Raw genomic sequence first — 14513 nt, forward strand, 5'->3', positions numbered from 1 at the left:
CAGCTATGTCAGCAACTTACATGATGTCATTTTCTCAAAAACCATTCCACAAATTTTTTTATGCCATTTTGGAAGTCTGTGTCTGGTTTGTAGCCAATTAATGTCTTTGCTTTTGTAATGTCTGCACAGGTTTTCTGGACATCTCCCGGCTGCATTGGCAGATTTTTCTTCATGGCAGAAATTCCCAGAGCGGTTTCTATTGTATGCAGCATTTCGGATAAAGTGACCACCTCACTTTCGCCAAGGTTAATAATTTCATAAACTCCGGAATTAGCTTCCAGATAAAGGATGGATTTCGTGATTCCGTCAATAATATCATCAATATAAGTGTAGTCTCTTGCGGTATTTCCATCACCATAGAACGGAATTGCCTGTTCTTCCGAGATCAGTTTTGTAAATTTATGGATAGCAAGATCCGGCCTCTGTCTGGGGCCGTATACGGTAAAGAACCTGAGCTGGATCATGTCTATATGATACAGATTATGGTAAACATGTCCCAAAATTTCGCCGCTTTTTTTGGTGGCTGCATAAGGTGAGATAGGATGGTCTACATTATCTGTTTCTGAAAACGGAATCTTTTCATTGTTGCCATAAACACTTGATGAAGAAGCACATATAAATTTTTTGATATTGAATTCTTTGCAGAGTTCCCAAAGATTCATCGTTCCACGTATATTCACTTCCTCATATTCCAGTGGCCTTTCAATAGAAGGACGTACACCTGCAAGAGCTGCAAGATGAATAATAAGGTCGATTTTGTGATTTTTAAAAATAGTTTCGAGCCCTTTTTTGTCACGGATATCCTGATAATACATCTGATACCTGTCCGACCGGGATATAGCCGTCAAATGTCTGATGTCGGTCTCTTTGTCAGAAAACTCAAAATCCGAAATTTTATCAATAGACTCTAATGTATTTTTAATTTTTGTCTGATAATTATAGAAATCATCAAAATTGTCAACGTTTATGACAGAATGTCCATTCTTTAATAATCGTTCTATTAAATGTGAACCTATAAAGCCGCTTCCTCCAGTTACAAGATAAATCATTTGTGGATTTTTAATGGACAAATTTATTAATAATACTTGAATGCTGTTTTCATACTTTTGTCAGAAAAATAATCAATGATCAATTTCCGAAAACTATTTGTATTACCCAAGGAAGAAGATGAAGAATTTACATTCCAGGAAATAGAAGAAGGAATTTATTTTCGGGGGCACAATTTATGGCTTCTGGTAATTTCTATGGGAATTGCATGTGTAGGGCTGAATATCAACAGTTCAGCAGCTGTTATTGGCGCGATGCTTATTTCTCCGTTAATGGGCCCGATTGTAGGAATGGCCTTTGGTCTTTCTATAGGGAACAGAAGGCTTATAAGACTTGGAATTATTAATTGGGTTTTGATGATTGTTGTTGCGCTTTGTTCCTCCGCGCTGTATTTTTTTGTTTCCCCTTTTCATTCAGAGACTTCACAATTGGAAAGTTTTAAGACTGCTACGATTTTTGATTGTTTCCTGGCTTTATTGGGCGGCCTGGCCTGGTTTCTGGGAATTGTAAGGAAAGAAGCTGTGAAAGTAATTGCCGGGGTTGCGGTTTCCACGGCCTGTATTCCGCCCCTGTGTACAGCTGGTTTTGGAATAGCAAATGGAAATTGGGAGTATTTTTGGGGAGGCTTTTATTTTTATCTTATCAATTGCTTTTTTATAGGAGTGGGAACCTGGATATTAAGTATATTTTTAGGGTATCAAAGATATTACAGAATAAAGGACAGATCTCACAACCGTAAAATTTCCGGTTTCATCAGTTTGATTTCAATCGTTATATTATTTCCGAGTATTCTGCTTACAAAAAAGAAATGGGAAAAGGAAAAGCTAAAGGAGCGGGCGGAAAATTATATTAAAAACATTAAAGAAAACCATTCGGAGCTGGCTATCATCAGCTATGAGGCATTTAAAGAAAATGATCAGGATTTTTTGAAGATAACACTTTTGAATGACAGTGTAACGATCAGTAAAAAAAGACTGGATGCCCACAATGAGCTGGTAAAAGATATTCACCTGATCTGGCAATATTCACCAGGAGTGAGAAGTTCTGAAAATCCGGAAATGCAAAAACTTCAGAGTCAGATAACAGCACTGAAAGAAGAAATAGACAGGATCAAATCACAGAATAAAATCAAATAAATTTAATTTTAATATATTTACGATAAACAGAACAATTATGCAGTTTCAAGGGCAAATTTTAAAAATGACGAGTTTCGATGCACAGCCAATTCAATATTATCTGAATCTTTCTGGAGATCTTATCCATATGAATGAGCTGTTCGGGAAAGAACTGAGGATAAAACATACCGGATTTCAGTGTGTTAACTGCGGAGAAAACAAACCTGTGTATAGAATGGGGTTCTGTAAGAACTGCTTCTTTGAAAGCCCTTACGCCAGCGATACAATTATCCGTCCTGAGCTTTCTACGGCTCATTTGGGAGTCGCCGAACGTGACCTGGAAGTGGAAAAACAAATCCAGCTGCAGCCTCATACCGTATATCTTGCTTATACCGGTGATGTAAAAGTAGGTGTGACGAGAAATAACCAGATCCCGACAAGATGGATTGATCAGGGGGCCACTTTTGCACTTCCGATCGCCAGAACAGAGAACCGTTACGAAGCGGGAATGATAGAAGTTGCCCTAAAGGAGCATCTTCCCGACAAAACAAACTGGAAAAAAATGCTTCAGGATGATTTTGAGGGAGAAATGGATCTTGCCGATTTTCAGCAGAAAATCAAACAATATTTCCCTGAAGATTTTCAGAAATTTTACAGTGAAGGGGAAAACCTGTGGAAATTCGATTATCCTTTTGAAAAACCAGCCAAAATAACTTCTTTCACGCTGGATAAAAAACCTGAGTTTACCGGAAAGCTTATCGGTATCAAAGGGCAGTATCTAAGCTTTAGTGGCGGAGACTTTATAAATGTAAGAGGACACGAGGGTTATGTTATTGAATTGGAAATAAAAAATTAATCCGTATATTTAAAATAACGAAAACCAATCACAAATATGAAAAAATGGGTTAAAAAGTTATTGATAGGCCTTGGAATTTTGTTGCTCATTCTTCTGGCTGCAAATTTCGGGTTAAATATCTGGCTTAAAACCCAGCTTCCTGAATATATAAAGAATAATACCGACTATAAGGTTTCTTATAAAAAACTGGATGTAGATCTCGGTTCAGGAAATATTTTTGTGGCAGGAATAACGGTAAACAGCAAAGATCCCCAAAATACCAACGTCATTGGGCTCCAGGGAACAATCGATACCATAAAGATCAGCCGTTTCGGAATATATGACGCTGTTTTCAATAAAAAAATCAGCTCATCGGATCTTCTGCTGGCCAAACCTAATTTAAATATCAGCCTTGCCAAACCTGTAGACCGTAAAACAGGAAAAAAACGGAATCCGGTTTTGTTTGAAAATATAAGGATCAATAAAGGAACCATCAATATTTTCAGGCATACCAAACAGAAATTTCTGTCCGTTCAGGATCTCGATCTTTTTGTAGAAAACCTTCAGATGACCGAAGAGTCTGTAGAAGATAAGCTCCCGGTAGTTTTTGACCGTTATGATATCAAAGGGAAGAATTTTTTCTTCCGTCCGGATAATGTTTATGCCATTACCATCAGCAATATTGCAACATCAAACGGACAGATGGCGGTCGGAAATTTCCGTCTGATTCCTCTGCTTTCTTTTGAACAGTTTAAAAGATTCTACCCTAAGAAACCAAAACTGTTTGAGTTTTCCATTCCAAAAATGGATTTTAAAGATGTTGTTTTAAAGAAGAACAAAATTACGCTGGCCAATGCTGATTTTCAAAATCCGGTTCTTACAGTACATAATACCGGGGTAACGCCCCAAAAGGCTGAAAAAAAGTTGAATTTTGAGGTCAATCTGGAAGATGTAAAGCTTAACAACCTCTCCGTACTGATCAATAAACCCGACGGAAGCAGGCTGCTTTTTGCAAAAACACTGAATGTAAAAGTCAATCAGCTGAAATTTGATAAAGTCACTGCAGCAGAAATAATTCCTATTGGATATAAAGACTTTCATTTTTCAGGAAAAGATATTCAGTATTCCAATCACCGGAACTTTGCCGTTGAGAGCTTTGCATTGAACCCTAAAAGCGGCGAAATCAGGAATCTCATCCTGTCTCCGGGAACAATGGCAGCAGAGAGGGGTTCTATGGATTTAAGAACTCATCATATTGCATTCAACATCAATAAGTTTGAATTTATTAACAGAAAACTTAATCTGGATCTTAAAGATGTTCTTGTTGAGAATATAAGCGGAACAATTAAGGCCGCTGAAAACAAAGTGAGAAAGAACCCGGGTCCGGGAATAATACAATCCGTAATAGTCCGGAAAATGACTCTTAAAAACTCAGATATTGTTTACGATAAAGGAAAGCAGCCACTCGCATTTCATGATCTTAATGCGACTGTTAATGCTATTGAAATAGCTCCAAAACCTAATAATCAGGGACTCTCTTTTAAAATTAAAGACTATTTTCTCACAACCAGAAACTTTTTTTATAAAACACAATTCTATAATTTAAGTGCAGGTCTTTTAAAATTGAATAAAAATAAAATTCAGATCAATAACTTTGCGATGAAGCCTCTCGTTTCAAGAGCACAGTTTATCAGAATGATACCTGTTGAACGGGATCTTTACGACCTCAAGGCGACACAGGTAACAGCAGACGGAAGCTGGGATCTGTTTTCGGATAATAAATCGATCAATGCTTCCAATGTGACTGTTCTTTCTGCAGATGCCAATATTTTCAGAAGCAAGATCCCCAAAGATGATCCTAAAATAAAACCTTTGTATTCCAGGTTACTAAGGTCTATCAAAATTCCGGTGACCGTTAATAACCTTGACCTTAAAAATTCAGTTCTGGTCTACGAAGAAGACACTCCGGAAAGTGCAGGACCGGGAAAACTGACGTTCAGCAGTTTTAATATGAACGTTAAAAACCTTAATTCTGCCAAAACAAAAGGAAAACCTACAAAAGTAGACATCAGGATCAACTGCTCGTTCATGAACCTTGCGCCGCTTGATGTGAACTGGGGCTTTGATGTGGCAGATCACAGCGATGCCTTTTCAATTTCCGGGAAAATATCCAATCTTCCTGCAGGAGGTATTAATCCGTTTATCAGGCCTTACCTCCATGTCACGGCCACCTCGGGAACAATTCAGCAATTGCTGTTTAATTTCAAGGGAAATCCCGCAGGAATAAACGGAACATTCAACCTGAAACATAAAGACCTTAAAATTGCTGTTCTGAATAAGGATAATCATGAGAAAAAAGGAGTGCTGACCGCTGTTGCCAATCTGTTCATAAAATCCGACTCTGACAAATTTCCGGAAGCTGTTGCAGTGGAAAATGTTGAAAGGGATCCTACAAAATCCTTCTTCAATCTTTTCTGGAAAGGAATTGAGCAGGGTCTCAAGAAAACTTTAATAGGAGTAAATATTGATAAAACCGAAAAAACTGTAAAGAGTGCAGTTTCTTCAGTAAAAGAGGTGAAAAAGACGGTAAAAGAGATTAAACAGGAGATAAAGACAAAGAAAGAAGAGCTTGAACCACAGAAAGAGAAAAAGGAAAAGAAAGGTTTTCTAAAGAATGTCTTCAGGAAAAAAGAAAAGCCCGAAACTGAGTAATTCCGGGTTTATATTTTAAAGACTAAAGCCTGATTTTGAAATCTTGAATAAAAAATATTAAAAACTAAATTCGTCGCTTTCCTGAACAGGAATATTTCTTAAAAATGCATCAAATTCTTCACCAGGATAATTGCTGTCTGCTCCGTAAGAATCTATGATCATTCCGTGGTTTCCTGCGTTATCCTTTACAACGTACAATACTGCGCTGTCATCCGGATTGCTGTCCCCTTCAAAACGGTAAGTTTTTAAAATAGTAAGCTCGGAAGGCTGGTACACTTTTTCTGAGTTTTCAAATTTCATCTCGCAAGCATCATTCATTCTGAATTCTCTGTGTATTCCTCTTCCCGCAAGCGTATTCATGACCTGGCTTAAAGTTGTCATCCTGTCTTTATTTTCTGAATTATCCATAATATTATTTTTCTTAAAACTACTACAATAATTAAACCATTGATTTGCCAAATTTAAATAAAAAGGCAATTACATCTTTGATTAAAATAATGCTTAATGTTAACAAAATTTATAATTCAAAAAAATAAAATAGGTATACTTTTTGCAATAACTAGTTTAATAAATCGGACAAAATATGAAAAAAGAAGTTGGCGTTTTACTGGCAGGGGGAGTTGGTCTTTTGGCAGTATTAGGTTTTATTGGACTAAAAAAGATATTGACTAAAAAAGATAAAAAATATAGTGATACCTATTCGGATTATCACAGGCATTTTGATGAAAAAAACCACGAAGATGAATATCACGGAGTGGAATTTTATGCACTGAAGTAGTAAAAGAATATATTTAATTATGTTAAATCCGGCTCTGTCAAAGGGGCCGGATTTTTTGTGGATAACTTTAATGTTAAAACTTATTATTTTATAAGAAATCCATTCTAATTTTACATCACAATGCAGAACGAAAAATTCATAAAAGGACAGGGAGCGCAGCGAAACGTGATCAACCGTTTCGACAGGTATACCTATGAGCCGGATGATGAAGATTTCGAAGCTGTAAAAACCTCTTTCACTGAAGTTTTTCCGAAAACCATTGTGAATCAGGTGAAAAGCGAAGACCTCCCCATGGAATATTCCATGAATCCGTATCAGGGCTGCGAACACGGATGTTCCTATTGTTTTGCAAGGCCTACCCATGAATACTGGGGGTACAGTGCCGGAATTGATTTTGAAAGAAAGATCATGGTAAAGAAAAATGCTCCGGAACTGTTAGAGAAATTTTTTCAGAAAAGAGGTTACAGGCCGGCGCCTATTCTTCTTTCCGGAAATACCGACTGCTATCAGCCTGCAGAAAGGCAGTTTGAAATTACAAGGAAGCTGCTTCAGGTCTGCCTGGAGTACAGGCATCCTGTTAATATTCTGACAAAAAATGCACTTGTTCTGAGAGACCTGGATATTTTAAAGCCCATGGCAGAGCAGAATCTGGTTTCTGTGTCACTTAGTATTCCTACTATTAATGAAGATCTTAGGCGGAAAATGGAGCCCCGGACAAGCTCAGCTCCAAATAAGTTAAAAGCCGTAGAAATTCTGACGGAAAACAAAATTCCGGTGCATGTCATGGTGGCACCAATTATTCCGGGCTTGAACAGTGATGAACCGTTAAACATTTTAAAAGCCATTTCCGATGCAGGAGCTTTAAGTTTCGGGTATACGCTGGTAAGGCTGAATGATACGGTAGAGCCTGTTTTTGTCAATTGGATAGAGACTCATTTTCCGGACAGGGCACAAAAAGTTTTAAACCTTATCCGCTCTATGCGCGGTGGAAAACTGGGTGATAAAAGATATTTTGAAAGACAGAGAGGTGAGGGGAATATCGCTGAAATGATTCACAATACATTCAAAATCGGGAGAAAGAAATTCTTTGACGGACGCGAATTTCCCAAGCTTTCTACAGCTAATTTTACCGGAGCTAAAGATCAGCAATTGAGACTTTTTGATTAAGCTTAAATAAGTTTTTTAGCTAACCTGAAAAATAAAAACCGTTCCCAAAAGGAACGGTTTTCTTATTCGTTTTGATTTCAAAATCACATAGTGTCATCAGGACATTGGAAATTATCACTGCAAGCTGCACAGATTACAGTTCCATTGCAATAATACATGCAGAATTCCGGTTCCGGAAGTTTAATTCCTCCTGCTCCTGAGATGCTTTTTAACTGGCCTTTGTTTAGTTTTTTTAAATTTTTCATACTGTTTTAATTAAAAATTTGATAGTAAAGTAAATATAATTAAAATATTTTTAACTAAAATAAAATGTGGCAGATTTTAATATTAAATTTTGTGATGAGAAAAGGAGCACAAAAATAAAGTATCTTTAAATTCATCATACAGTGAATAAGATTATTTAAATCTTTGATTGCTAACAAAAAATATTTAATTTTAGGTAAAGCGGTATCCGAAAAGCTGACAGAGTAGGAATATTAAAAACAAATAACTATGAAAAATTTAAAAAGGCTATCGAGGGAAGACCAGAAGAGGATTTCTGCAGGAGATCTCACCCCTTCTTTCTGTTTTGAAGGTGAAGGGCCGGGAACGGGAGGATGCTCTGCGGGACAGATATGTTCAGGCGGAAAATGTGTGCCGTATGTAGATCCGGGACCTGGCGGAGGAGGTCCAGGAACTGGTGGTGATATGTATACCTGTATTTGCCCATGGGGAACTTTTACACAGACCACTCCTTGTCCGGAATTTTATTGTATAACAGGTTAATTTAATAAAGCAGAAATTAGAAGAAGAAGAGGACATACGTTATAGGAAATAGGAATAGCTATCCCGTGATATGTTACCGGTTTAAAAGCTGTAATCTGTCCTGTGGGGATGCATTGGGGCTTGGCCTCTGGCCAGGTACCCACAAAAATAAAGTCAATAATTAATCTGAAGGTTATCTATAGATATCCCAAATACAGATCAATTATTGACTTTTTATATTACTTTTTGATAAGTCCTAATTCAATAAGTCTTTCATGTAAAAACTCTCCTGCAGTCGTATCTTCATACAACTTCGGATTGTTTTCGTCAATACAGTTTTCAAGAGCATTCAGTGACATTTCGCTCACCGGATGCATAAAGAAAGGAATAGAGTATCTTGAAGTTCCCCATAATTCTCTTGGAGGATTAACCACTCTGTGAATAGTAGACTTCAATTTGTTGTTGGTATGTCTTGACAGCATATCTCCAACATTGATCATCAGTTCATCCGGTTCCGCAATAGCGTCGATCCATTCTCCGTTGTGATTCTGCACCTGAAGGCCTTTCCCCTGAGATCCCATCAAAAGAGTAATCAGGTTGATGTCTCCATGAGCAGCGGCTCTTACCGCATCATCCGGCTCCTGGGTAATTGGCGGATAGTGGATAGGCCTTAAGATAGAGTTTCCTTCAGCGATCTTATCATCAAAATAAAACTCGTCCAGACCAAGATACAGGGCCAAAGCTCTTAATACATACTGGCCTGTTTTTTCAAGCATCTGATAGGCTTCTTTACCTACTTCATTGAATTTTGGAAGCTCATCAACGATTACGTTGTCAGGGTATTCGGATTTGTATTTTGAATCATCAGAAACATACTGTCCGAAATGCCAAAATTCTTTTAAATCACCTTTTTTGAAACCTTTAGCGGTTTCTTTACCGAATCCTACGTAACCTCTCTGGCCACCGATTCCTGGAATTTCATACTTCTGCTTCGTTTCTACAGGGAGTTCAAAAAAGTTTTTAACTTCTCCATAGAGTTCATCTACTAGTTTGTCATCAAGAAAATGGCCTTTTAAGGCAACAAAACCAATTTCTTCATAAGCTTTTCCGATTTCATTTACAAATTTCTGTTTGCGTTCCGGGTTGTCCGAAAGGAAATCACGCAGGTCTACACTAGGTATTTTATCCATTTTTAGAAATTTACGAATCACAAAATTACATATTTTTTAAATGAAATAATTCTAAAATAAGTATTAATCAGTTAAATTTGCTGTATGAAAAAATATTCTTCTAAAAGAAGTATTCAGATACTTGCCCATCTTCTTCAGCAGTACGGAATTTCAGATGTCATCATTTCCCCGGGATCCAGAAATGCACCCCTGGCGATTCATTTTTCGGAAATTGATGCCTTTAACTGTTACAGTATTGTAGATGAAAGAAGCGCAGCTTTTGTAGGAATAGGAATGGCTAAAAGTGAGAAAAAGCCTGTGGCAATAACCTGCACGAGCGGTTCTGCAGTGGCCAATTATTATCCTGCAGTTACTGAAGCTTTTTACCAGAATGTTCCGCTTTTGATCCTGACTGCTGACCGACCTACGGATTTTGTGGATATTTTTGACGGGCAGACCATCAGGCAGAAGGATATTTTTCACCAGCATTCTTACGGCGACTTTCAGCTTTTGGAAGACAGTAAAGAAAATGCAGAAGATGTTAATTTTGACATTATTAAAAAAGCGATCGAGCTCTGCTTTGAAAAGCAGGGACCGGTACATATCAATATTCCTTTAGAAGAGCCATTATATGAATTGGTTTCAGAGCTTCCTTCTTTTCCTACCGTTGAAAAAACGATCAGGCACAAGGAATATGAGGTGCCATCTAATTTAATCGCAGACTGGCATACGTCTCAAAGGATCATGATTCTGGTGGGAACTAAAGATTACAGCCCGGAACTGGAAAACCAATTGACACAGCTGGTGAAAAACCATTCTGTTGTTGTATTGAGTGAAGCCAATTCCAACCTCTATCATGAGAAGTTTTTCAGGCATATTGACCGCTATATCTTTAATTTTACTGAAGAAGATTATAAAACCTACGCTCCGGATCTTCTGATTACGGTAGGGCAGAATGTAGTTTCCAAAAAAGTAAAACAATTCCTGAGAAGTGCCCGTCCGAAGCAGCACTGGCATTTGGATGAAGTATGGCAGCCGGATACCTATTTCTCTCTCACTGAAAAAATTGAGGTAAAACCTGAGGTTTTCTTTTCCAAGCTTCTGAAATTCATCAACCTTGAGCCGAGACCTTATTTTAATCTTTGGGATGTTTTAAGGGATAAAAAAGATGCCAGGCATGAGCAGTTCCTGAATAAGGCTGAATTTTCGGATTTCTATTTCTTTAATAAGGCTTCACAGACTATTCCGGAAAACTATAATATCCACTTCAGTAATTCCTCAGCGATCAGGTATGCACAGCTTTTTGATTTTGGGAAAAGAAAAATGTATTGCAACAGAGGGACGAGCGGCATAGACGGCTCTACTTCTACAGCAATGGGCTTTGCGATAAAAAATGCAAATCCGACGCTGCTTATTACAGGAGATTTAGGATTTTTCTATGATATCAACGGTCTTTGGAACCAGTATATCCCACCATTTGTAAGGATTATTATTTTCAATAACGGGGAAGGAAATATCTTTAAAATAATTCCGGGACCCGGTAACGCGAACCCTAATACACTGGATGAATTTATAGCAACAAAACATCGTAAACATGCAGAGCATCTGGCAAAACACTTCGGTTTCTCCTACATCAAAGTTGAAGATGAGCCTACGCTGGACCGTGTGCTGGAGAATTTCTTCAAACCTGATCTGCAGCCGAAAATCCTTGAGGTAAATACATACGGGAAAAACAGCGCAGATGTTCAGAAGGCTTATTTCGAATTCATGAAAGGCTAATTAAAGGTCAAGATATTCTTCGTTCCCCGGCAGATTCGTAATCCTGTCAATAGGATAAATAAACATATCATCAAAGTCGTTCAGGGCATTAATCAGTTGGAAATGAGAAAACTGCTTAATGTTCTGAAGAGTGATTTCCGTTTCTTTTATCTTTTTATGTTTAAGAAGGTTCTGTCTCTGTACACCGTTCAGTAGATAGGTGCCCGGCGTAAACCAGTCCTTGCCTTTTAGGAAAAGAATGTTAGAAAAAGAAGTATCGGTGATATGGTTGTTTTTAACAATGATAATCTCTTCAGCTTTTGACTTCATTTTCATTTTGTCTAGTTCCTTGCGGTCCTCAAATTTGAAAGAATAGTCGAAGCTGTTGTTTTCAACCAGCTGGAAGCTCTGTATCTCAGGAATAGCGTATGGGATCATCATTGTCCGTACCCTTTTATCAAGGTCATAGGAGAGTCTCAGCTTGAAAAGACCGTCTTCATCATGTTCGAGATTTTTGAAGACCTTGGCCAGGTCAATAGAACCTTCTTTCCCAAAATGGGCGAATGTCTGGTTGATACGTTTTTGATGTAGTTCCAAAAGAAAAATCTCCTGATCTTCTACTTTTATGCTTTCAATGAATTGGGACATAGATTTTATTTTTCATTTCCTGATATTCGTCTTCTAACTTGCTCATATGCGTTATACCGCCACCACTTTTGAAATAAAGCCGGTCTCCCTCTTTTTCAATAAAGCGTATCATCACACAGCTGTCAAGGTTTTCACCGTCAAACCAGCCGCATACTCCGGTATAATAACCCCTGTCATACCCTTCCGCATCTAAGATTATTTCAAGCGTTCTCGGCTTTGGAGCTCCCAGGATTGATCCGGCGGGAAGCAGTTTTTTCATCATGCTGCCTATTTTCCCTGCAAACTCAGGCTTGATACTCCCTGAAATTTCAGAACTCATGGCATACAGGTCTTTTTGCTGTGTCCTGATGAGGTCTATATGCTGGAACTGGTCAACTTTCACATCATCTGCAACCATGCTGAGATCATTCCGGAGAAGATCTACGACAGTATAATGCTCCGCTTTTTCTTTTTTATCATTTTTCAAAACTTCAGCTGCATTTTCCAATGATGCATCGATAGTGCCTTTCATTGGATAAGTCAAAATTTTGCCGTTAATAATCTTTACAAAAGTTTCAGGAGAAAAAAATACAAAAAAATCTTTATAAAACACTTTATACTTCGCATTTGAGTGATAAAAAATTTCTTTAAGGCTTAAATTAGTCTGAATTTCGGTCTTTCTGGTATAATTAACAAGGTAAGAATTTCCCAGACGAATATTTTTCTGGACCTTATCAAATCCTTTTTTAAAGCTTTCCAGCGTTTCCGGAAATGATTCCCATTCAATTTTTTTATTGAGGGTGTGTTTCTGTTTAGAGTTCGAAAATTGTTGAAAATCAATTAATAAGCCTGAATTATTGATTTCATTTTCTCTATAGATTTCTATATTTTCCGAAAGGAAATCGATCATGAAAAAGTAGGGAACCTTCTGGAGGGAAAGTTCGTCCATTTCCATAAATTTTTGATGATTCATTGAAAACATCCTGCAAAAATAATTAATGATGACTATTTTTGTGTAAAATTTTTTTAATGCAGAGCAGATATCCTCAGAAACCGGGAATAGATTTTATACTGAAACAGGCTTTTTTCTATTGGAATAAGACTCTTTTCTTCCAATTAATATTTTCAATCTTTTATTTTGGGATCTTTTTTACAGTGCTTTTCTTCTTTGATGGGAAGTATGGTATTTTAGCCCAATATGCAGAAGCGGCGAAATATGCAAAAGATGGCGTGGAAGCCTATTCTGCACAGGTCCTAAAAATGCAGTCCAATCCGGGATTCCAATATTTTTCCTGGGCAGTTATCGGAACCTCTATTTTTCTTTATCCCCTGAATATCGGGTTTTATCAGATTTACAGGAAAATCGACCTTAACGAAAAACTGGAACTTGGAGATCTGCTTGTAGGATACAACGGATTTAATTTTTTCAAATATATAGGATATTATATTTTCTGGTCATTTGTCTATGTTTATACAGTTCAGACTATTATCCTTGCTGTTATATGGGTGTTTGTCACCATTTTCGTAGCTCCACTGATGTTTTTTACCAATAAGAGAATCTTCGAAGCTATTTCACTGAATCTTCAGGTATTAAGAAGATATTTTTTGGAAATACTGGTATGCGTTATTGTTGCGGTTTTCTTTAAGTTTATCGGGTTTGCATTATTTTTTATAGGCGGGCTCTTTACGTTTCCGTTTTGGAATGCAATGATTTACTCACTCTATAAAACGGTTTTCTCGGAAAAAAGTTAAATTTTAAAAAGGTTTAATATGTTTTTATGCCAAAAAAAGTTAAATTTGGTGAAACCATTAAATATTAAACTATGTCAGAATTTAACGAATTTGATCAACAGGGATCTGTTCCAAACAGGGATACAGGATCCATCATTTCGCATTCCTTTGAAATGTATAAAGGCGTATTTCTTTACGGAATCGTCGCAATGATAATTTACCTTATAGGAGGGTTCATCATTCAGTCTGTCAGCGGGTTCAATTCTGCGGCTATGATGGAAGAAATGAAAGACGCAGGTGGAGATTACTCAAGCTTTAGTTACTGGAATGCTCCGGGGTTCTCACTTTATCTTTCACTGTCCGGTCTTTTGGGAATTTTATTGGCTCCATTATACGTAGGACTGATTTACATTGTGAATAAGTACAACACTAAAAATCAGATCGATTTTGCAGATCTTTTCATCGGGTACAAACAGAATTTTGTGAATATCCTGATCTACAGTATTCTTTCAGGGATTATTTCAAGTGTTGCTATGGCATTATGCTTCTTCCCGTTTATTTTTGTTTATCCTTTCCTTTTATTGGGATATCCTATTCTGTTATTCGAAAATGCATCGGCTACTGAAGCATTAGGAAAGTCTTTCAACATTGCCAAAGAAAATTACGGAACGTTTCTTGGTACGACTGTATTGGGAGGGCTGATCTCTATTGCCGGAATTGTTTTATGCGGAATTGGTATTATTTTAACAGCACCTTTCATGATGATCGTCATGTATTCTGCTTACTGTGCTTTTTTAGGTAAACCCAGACAAATTGAATTTAAGAAATAA

At 37.3% G+C, this 14513-nt stretch carries 15 protein-coding genes; 9 read left to right on the forward strand and 6 right to left on the reverse strand.

The window, feature by feature from the left end; genetic code table 11:
* Positions 1–26 precede the first annotated feature (26 nt).
* Positions 27–1049 (reverse strand): GDP-mannose 4,6-dehydratase, encoded by a 1023-nt coding sequence (locus AC4IFE_RS06115; RefSeq protein WP_490755638.1) that lies wholly within the window; start codon positions 1047–1049, stop codon positions 27–29.
* A gap of 75 nt (positions 1050–1124) precedes the next feature.
* On the opposite strand from AC4IFE_RS06115, the gene AC4IFE_RS06120 reads away from it, so the two are divergent.
* From AC4IFE_RS06120 to AC4IFE_RS06130, 3 genes are read left to right on the forward strand one after another with little or no spacing between them, the layout of a single operon-like run.
* The gene (locus AC4IFE_RS06120; RefSeq protein ID WP_490755639.1) at positions 1125–2183 is read left to right on the forward strand and encodes a DUF389 domain-containing protein; all 1059 of its coding nucleotides are present in this window, start codon (positions 1125–1127) and stop codon (positions 2181–2183) included.
* A gap of 37 nt (positions 2184–2220) precedes the next feature.
* The gene (locus AC4IFE_RS06125; RefSeq protein ID WP_490755640.1) at positions 2221–3018 is read left to right on the forward strand and encodes a DUF2797 domain-containing protein; all 798 of its coding nucleotides are present in this window, start codon (positions 2221–2223) and stop codon (positions 3016–3018) included.
* 36 nt (positions 3019–3054) lie between these two features.
* Positions 3055–5709, forward strand: coding sequence for a hypothetical protein (locus AC4IFE_RS06130; protein ID WP_490755641.1), 2655 nt, complete (start codon positions 3055–3057; stop codon positions 5707–5709).
* A 57-nt stretch (positions 5710–5766) separates the two neighbouring features.
* Here the strand turns inward: AC4IFE_RS06130 and AC4IFE_RS06135 are convergent, their stop codons facing one another.
* Complete coding sequence (locus tag AC4IFE_RS06135) at positions 5767–6117, reverse strand: hypothetical protein (protein WP_490755643.1); 351 nt, start codon at positions 6115–6117, stop codon at positions 5767–5769.
* Positions 6118–6292: 175 nt separating this feature from the next.
* Here AC4IFE_RS06135 and AC4IFE_RS06140 point away from each other — a divergent pair, with 175 nt between their 5' ends.
* Together AC4IFE_RS06140 and AC4IFE_RS06145 are read left to right on the forward strand one after the other, a co-directional pair.
* Positions 6293–6487 carry a hypothetical protein gene (locus AC4IFE_RS06140; protein ID WP_034739952.1) on the forward strand — a complete coding sequence of 65 codons (195 nt, stop codon included), beginning with the start codon at positions 6293–6295 and terminating at the stop codon, positions 6485–6487.
* Positions 6488–6607: 120 nt separating this feature from the next.
* On the forward strand, positions 6608–7654 hold the full coding sequence (locus AC4IFE_RS06145) for a PA0069 family radical SAM protein (protein ID WP_490755645.1): 1047 nt from the start codon (positions 6608–6610) through the stop codon (positions 7652–7654).
* An 83-nt stretch (positions 7655–7737) separates the two neighbouring features.
* On the opposite strand, the gene AC4IFE_RS06150 is transcribed toward AC4IFE_RS06145, so the two are convergent.
* Positions 7738–7899: a bacteriocin-like protein gene (locus AC4IFE_RS06150; RefSeq protein WP_490755647.1), complete on the reverse strand. Its 162-nt coding sequence runs from the start codon at positions 7897–7899 to the stop codon at positions 7738–7740.
* 247 nt (positions 7900–8146) lie between these two features.
* On the opposite strand from AC4IFE_RS06150, the gene AC4IFE_RS06155 reads away from it, so the two are divergent.
* Positions 8147–8419 (forward strand): bacteriocin-like protein, encoded by a 273-nt coding sequence (locus AC4IFE_RS06155; protein WP_490755649.1) that lies wholly within the window; start codon positions 8147–8149, stop codon positions 8417–8419.
* Positions 8420–8637: 218 nt separating this feature from the next.
* Here the strand turns inward: AC4IFE_RS06155 and AC4IFE_RS06160 are convergent, their stop codons facing one another.
* A complete protein-coding gene (locus tag AC4IFE_RS06160; protein ID WP_111953745.1) occupies positions 8638–9588 on the reverse strand; it encodes an isopenicillin N synthase family dioxygenase in 951 nt (316 codons plus the stop codon).
* An 84-nt stretch (positions 9589–9672) separates the two neighbouring features.
* Here AC4IFE_RS06160 and menD point away from each other — a divergent pair, with 84 nt between their 5' ends.
* A complete protein-coding gene (menD, locus tag AC4IFE_RS06165; protein WP_490755651.1) occupies positions 9673–11346 on the forward strand; it encodes a 2-succinyl-5-enolpyruvyl-6-hydroxy-3-cyclohexene-1-carboxylic-acid synthase in 1674 nt (557 codons plus the stop codon).
* Here the strand turns inward: menD and AC4IFE_RS06170 are convergent, their stop codons facing one another.
* Both AC4IFE_RS06170 and AC4IFE_RS06175 read right to left on the reverse strand, forming a co-directional pair.
* Positions 11347–11973, reverse strand: a complete 627-nt coding sequence (locus AC4IFE_RS06170; RefSeq protein ID WP_490755653.1) for an aminotransferase class IV — start codon at positions 11971–11973, stop codon at positions 11347–11349.
* Entirely contained in the window at positions 11957–12934 is a 978-nt protein-coding gene (locus AC4IFE_RS06175) for an aminodeoxychorismate synthase component I (RefSeq protein WP_490755654.1), read from the reverse strand. Before AC4IFE_RS06175 ends, AC4IFE_RS06170 begins: the two co-directional genes overlap by 17 nt.
* 47 nt (positions 12935–12981) lie before the next feature.
* Here AC4IFE_RS06175 and AC4IFE_RS06180 point away from each other — a divergent pair, with 47 nt between their 5' ends.
* Positions 12982–13704, forward strand: coding sequence for a hypothetical protein (locus AC4IFE_RS06180; RefSeq protein WP_490755655.1), 723 nt, complete (start codon positions 12982–12984; stop codon positions 13702–13704).
* A gap of 71 nt (positions 13705–13775) precedes the next feature.
* Positions 13776–14513, forward strand: coding sequence for a beta-carotene 15,15'-monooxygenase (locus AC4IFE_RS06185; protein ID WP_490755657.1), 738 nt, complete (start codon positions 13776–13778; stop codon positions 14511–14513).

The sequence above is a fragment of the Chryseobacterium sp. UF-81 genome (genome assembly GCF_058245105.1).

Bases quoted from the DNA above. Each gene is read 5' to 3' on its own strand.
- AC4IFE_RS06115 (WP_490755638.1), bottom strand. From the start codon at position 1,049: ATGATTTATCTTGTAACTGGAGGAAGCGGCTTTATAGGTTCACATTTA.
- AC4IFE_RS06120 (WP_490755639.1), top strand. From the start codon at position 1,125: ATGATCAATTTCCGAAAACTATTTGTATTACCCAAGGAAGAAGATGAA.
- AC4IFE_RS06125 (WP_490755640.1), top strand. From the start codon at position 2,221: ATGCAGTTTCAAGGGCAAATTTTAAAAATGACGAGTTTCGATGCACAG.
- AC4IFE_RS06130 (WP_490755641.1), top strand. From the start codon at position 3,055: ATGAAAAAATGGGTTAAAAAGTTATTGATAGGCCTTGGAATTTTGTTG.
- AC4IFE_RS06135 (WP_490755643.1), bottom strand. From the start codon at position 6,117: ATGGATAATTCAGAAAATAAAGACAGGATGACAACTTTAAGCCAGGTC.
- AC4IFE_RS06140 (WP_034739952.1), top strand. From the start codon at position 6,293: ATGAAAAAAGAAGTTGGCGTTTTACTGGCAGGGGGAGTTGGTCTTTTG.
- AC4IFE_RS06145 (WP_490755645.1), top strand. From the start codon at position 6,608: ATGCAGAACGAAAAATTCATAAAAGGACAGGGAGCGCAGCGAAACGTG.
- AC4IFE_RS06150 (WP_490755647.1), bottom strand. From the start codon at position 7,899: ATGAAAAATTTAAAAAAACTAAACAAAGGCCAGTTAAAAAGCATCTCA.
- AC4IFE_RS06155 (WP_490755649.1), top strand. From the start codon at position 8,147: ATGAAAAATTTAAAAAGGCTATCGAGGGAAGACCAGAAGAGGATTTCT.
- AC4IFE_RS06160 (WP_111953745.1), bottom strand. From the start codon at position 9,588: ATGGATAAAATACCTAGTGTAGACCTGCGTGATTTCCTTTCGGACAAC.
- menD (WP_490755651.1), top strand. From the start codon at position 9,673: ATGAAAAAATATTCTTCTAAAAGAAGTATTCAGATACTTGCCCATCTT.
- AC4IFE_RS06170 (WP_490755653.1), bottom strand. From the start codon at position 11,973: ATGTCCCAATTCATTGAAAGCATAAAAGTAGAAGATCAGGAGATTTTT.
- AC4IFE_RS06175 (WP_490755654.1), bottom strand. From the start codon at position 12,934: ATGTTTTCAATGAATCATCAAAAATTTATGGAAATGGACGAACTTTCC.
- AC4IFE_RS06180 (WP_490755655.1), top strand. From the start codon at position 12,982: ATGCAGAGCAGATATCCTCAGAAACCGGGAATAGATTTTATACTGAAA.
- AC4IFE_RS06185 (WP_490755657.1), top strand. From the start codon at position 13,776: ATGTCAGAATTTAACGAATTTGATCAACAGGGATCTGTTCCAAACAGG.